Origin of the sequence: Microbacterium sp. CPCC 204701 (assembly GCF_004010105.1) — a bacterium.
Taxonomy (GTDB): Bacteria; Actinomycetota; Actinomycetes; order Actinomycetales; family Microbacteriaceae; genus Microbacterium.
Map to the genome: position 1 here is coordinate 1 of NZ_RRYE01000259.1, position 4436 is coordinate 4436.

Consider the following 4436-nt stretch of genomic DNA (forward strand, 5'->3'; position numbering starts at 1 on the left):
CGGCCCGACGCCGCCATCGCGCTCGCCGCCCACGGCCTGGGCACGGCATTCGTCGCCGAATCCGACCTCGCCGGCGCCACCCTTCCCGCAGGCCTTCGGGCCCTCGGCGTCGCCCCATCCTTCACGCGGCGCATGTCGGCGGCGACACTCGTCGAGGCGGCGTCCATTCCCGCCGTCGCGGCGGCGATCCGCACGCTGGCCACTCACCGTCCGATCCCCGCCGAAGTCGAGGCCATCCTCGACGCCCGCCGGCGCAGCGAAAGCCACCGCGCCCGGTTCCGCACCGCAGCACTCACACCCGAGGAGAGTCCCATCATGTCGATCCCGTCCCCGGCCCGGCTGGCGAAAGCCGGCGCCGTGGCCGCCGCAGGCGCGCTGCTGCTGGCAGCCTGCTCCGGCCCTGCCCCCGACTCCACCGCCGGTCCCGACTCGGGCGCCGAGATCGACCACATCACGGTGGCCCTGCCCGGCTCGCTCTCGAGCCTGTACGTCGGCCAGGAGGCCGGCATCCTGAACTACTACATCGCCTCGATCGCGCAAGAGGGCCTGGTCTCGGTCGACGCGGAGGGGCGCACTCAGCCGGGGCTCGCCGAATCGTGGGAGCAGACCGACGACATCACGTACGTGTACGAGCTGCGCGACGACGCGGTCTTCCACGACGGAACCCCGGTCACGGCCGACGACGTCGTCTTCAGCCTCGAGCAGGCGCGCGATGAGACGAGCTCGCCCGGGCTCGCGTACTACCTGACGAACGTCGACACGATCGAGAAGACCGGCGACAGCGAGGTCACCATCACTCTGACCGAGCCCGACGCGGCGTTCGCCGCGAACATGAGCACGGGCGGCGCCGCGTTCATCACATCGAAGGCGTTCTGGGAAGAGCACGACGGCAAGGTCGGCACCGCCGACGCGCTGCTGCTCGGCTCGGGGCCGTACAGGGTGACCGAGTTCGCACCTGACTCCCACGTGACCTTCGAACGCGTCGACACGTGGTGGGGCGAGCTGCCGAAGGTGAAAGAGATCACCGTCAACTTCGTGCCCGACGAGTCGACGCGCCTCCTCGCCGCGCAGTCGGGCGACGTGGATGTCGCGTTCAACGTCCCGCTCGCCCAGTCGCAGCAGTGGGAGGGCCTCGACACCATGCGAGTGGACTACGTCAACGACCTGTCGTACGTCGGCCTGTACTTCAACACCAGCATCGCGCCGTTCGACGATCCCAAGGTGCGGCAGGCGTTCGCCCACGCGGTAGATCGCGACGCCTACGTCGACCGCCTCTTGCGAGGCCACGGCGAGGCGGCGACCGCGATCATGACGCCCGAGTCGCTGGGCAACGTGTACACCGCGGAGGAAGCACGCGAGGCGCTCGCCGCGATCCCGCAGTGGGAGTTCGACCTGGATGCCGCACAGGCGGCCCTCGACGAGTCGTCGGTGCCCGAGGGCTTCGAGGCCGAGCTGCTGACGCCCAACACCGGCCCTCAGCTCGGCACGGCGGCGCAGGCGCTCGCGCAGAACCTCGCCGAGATCGGCATCACTCTCAACGTGCGCGAGGTGCCGATCGAGGAATGGCTGGCCAGCCTGGATGCCTCGTCCGACCACGGCGTGGGCCTGATGTGGTACTTCTCGACGCTGGGAGACCCGGCCGAGGTGCCGAGCTATCTCTTGGGCGCCGGAAACCCGTCCGCGTACGACAACCCCGAGATCGTGGACCTGCTCGCGCAAGCCGGCGCGGAGTCCGACCCGGCCGCCCGAGTGGATCTGCTGATCCAGGCCGAGACGCTCCAGGCTGAGGACGCGGTCAACGTTCCGCTGTGGTGGGGCCAGTCGGCGACAGCCTTCGCGGACGACCTGGGGCTCAACGACTACAGCTCGTTCGCGTTCATCTCGTCGTGGCCGACCCAGCTGTACCGGATGGGCCAGTGACGCAGCAGCTCCCCGTCCGAGCACGCGCATCTCGGTACCGGTCCGTCGGCCGGCTGCTGACGGTGCGCGTGCTCGGCATGCTCGCGGTGCTGCTGGTGCTGTCGATCGTGATCTTCTCGCTCATGCACCTGGCGCCCGGCGACATCGTCAAGAACCTGCTCGGCAACCGGCCGTCGTCGCCGGAGGCGGTCGCGGCGATCCGCGAGCAGTACAACCTCGACGACCCGGTGTGGCTGCAGTACCTGAAGTGGCTGGGCGGGTTCGTCACCGGCGACCTCGGCCAGTCCATCCGGCTCCAGGTGCCGGTCGCCGACGCGATCGGTCAGCGTGTCGGCATCACGATGGCGCTGTGCGGCCTCGCCTTCCTGGTCGCGCTGATCGTCGCTGTTCCGCTCGGAGTGCACAGTGCCGTGCGCGCCGGCGGCTGGGCCGACCGCACCGCGAACAGCCTGGCGGTCGTGGGGCTCAGCGCCCCGACCTTCGCCGTCGGACTGCTGCTGCTCTACGTGTTCGCGTACTACATCCGCGTCTTTCCCGTGTACGGTGCGGGGTCCGGCGGACTCGACACGCTGCGGCACCTCGTGCTGCCCGCCGTGACCCTCGCCCTGGGCCTCGGCGCCATCGTCGTCAAGCTCACGCGCACGGCGATGCTCCGAGAGTTCGAGACGGACTACGTCACGTCGGCCCGTGCGCGCGGCATCCCCGAATCGCAGGTGCGCCGCATCGCGCTGCGCAATGCGGCGATCCCGATCGTGACCGGCGCGAGCCTCGTGCTCACCTTCCTGGTCGGCGGCACCGTGCTGGCCGAGACGACCTATGCGCTGCCGGGTCTCGGGACGCTGCTGCAGGACTCCGTGCTGTTCAAAGACATCGCGGTCGTGCAGTCGCTCACGCTCCTCGTCGCCGTGGCGATCGCCGTCATCGCCCTGCTGGCCGACCTCGCCTATTTCCTGCTCGATCCCCGCATCCGCCGGAACGAGGCGCGCACATGACCGCCGCGATCGATTTGCTGAGCGCTCCCTCCCGCGCCAAGCGAAGGAGCGTGCCCTGGACCATCGTCTTCGCGTTCGTCGTGCTCGGTCTCGCCGCAGTCGCGGTCGTGTTCGGCGGCTGGTTGTACCCCGATGCGATGCGGCAGGACATCCTCTCGGGTCTGCTGCCCGCAGGTACCCCCGGCTATCCGCTCGGCACCGACGAACTGGGTCGCGACGTGTGGGCGATGACGGTCGCCGGCGCCGCCTCCGCGCTCATCGGGCCGGTGTTCGTCGCGGTGGGGTCGATGAGCCTGGGCATCGTCCTCGGAACGCTCGCCGGCTACGAGCGCGGCTGGCTCGACATCGTGATCAGCCGCTGGACCGACCTGCTCCTGGCCCTGCCCGTGCTGCTCGCGGCGATCGTGGTGTCGGGTGTGTTCGGCGGCGGCTACTGGGTGACCGTCGGCCTCCTGGTCCTGCTGTTCTCGCCCTCCGACATCCGCATCGTGCGCGCGGGCGTGCTCGAGCAGTCCGCGCGGCCGTACATCGAGGCGGCGCGGATGCTGTCGCTCTCGCGTTGGCGCGTCATGTTCCGGCACATCCTGCCCAACGTCTCGACTCTCGTGCTCACCAACGCCATGCTCAACGTCGCCTTCGCGCTGGTCGCGTTCTCGTCGCTGTCGTTCCTCGGTGTGGGTGTTCCGCCGGGGACGGCCGATTGGGGCCGACAGCTCATCGACAACCGCGCGATCATGTTCGACAACCCGTGGGCGGTCGTCGTCCCCGCGCTGCTCATCATCGTCGTCGCGTCGGCGGTGAACCTCGTCGGCGACTGGGCGGGCCAGCGGCTCTCACAGGTGGGGAAGGCGCTGTGAACGGCGTGCGGATCGAGGGCCTGACGGTCATCGGGCACGACGGCCCGATGGTCGCGCCGCTCGACGCCGCGATCGAACCCGGCCGCACCCTCGCGGTGATCGGCGAGTCCGGGTCGGGCAAGACCCTCACGGCCAAGTCGCTCGTCGGCCTGCTTCCGCGCGGCTTCCGCGCCGAGGGCTCGGTGCGCATCGGCTCTCGCGTCGTCCGCCTCGACACGAGCGACGCCGAGTGGAGAGGCGTGCGCGGTCGCACTGTCACGCTCCTGCTCCAAGACCCGTTCACGAGTCTTTCTCCCGTGCACCGCTGCGGCGACCAGATCGGGTGGACGCTGGATGCCGCGGCGGCGCGCCGACTGTCACGGACATCGCGCGATCGGGCCGTGGCCGAAAGGCTCGCCGAGGTCAAGCTTCCCGCGCACGTCGCGCGCTCCTACCCGCACCAGCTCTCGGGTGGGATGCGGCAGCGCGTGGCCATCGCCGCGGCGCTCGCAGCCGACCCCGACCTGATCATCGCCGACGAGCCGACGACCGCTCTGGACGCCTCGAACCAGGCCGAGATCCTCGATCTGCTCAGGGCGGTGCAACGCGCCCGCAGCCTGTGCGTCATCCTCATCTCGCACGATCTCGGGCTCGTGCGCGGACGAACCGACGACGTGCTGGTGATGCG

Annotated in this window: 4 protein-coding genes; all 4 read left to right on the forward strand. The window is 70.1% G+C overall.

The window, feature by feature from the left end:
• Positions 1 to 1920: ABC transporter substrate-binding protein (locus EIO58_RS13365; protein WP_240658835.1), on the forward strand; the 1920-nt coding region annotated here is incomplete at its 5' end.
• Positions 1917 to 2912, forward strand: coding sequence for an ABC transporter permease (locus EIO58_RS13370; protein ID WP_164861699.1), 996 nt, complete (start codon positions 1917 to 1919; stop codon positions 2910 to 2912). The genes EIO58_RS13365 and EIO58_RS13370, both read left to right, overlap by 4 nt.
• A gap of 50 nt (positions 2913 to 2962) precedes the next feature.
• On the forward strand, positions 2963 to 3769 hold the full coding sequence (locus tag EIO58_RS13375) for an ABC transporter permease (RefSeq protein WP_240658836.1): 807 nt from the start codon (positions 2963 to 2965) through the stop codon (positions 3767 to 3769).
• A partial coding sequence (locus EIO58_RS13380; protein ID WP_164861700.1) for an ATP-binding cassette domain-containing protein occupies positions 3766 to 4436 on the forward strand: 671 nt, incomplete at its 3' end. The genes EIO58_RS13375 and EIO58_RS13380, both read left to right, overlap by 4 nt.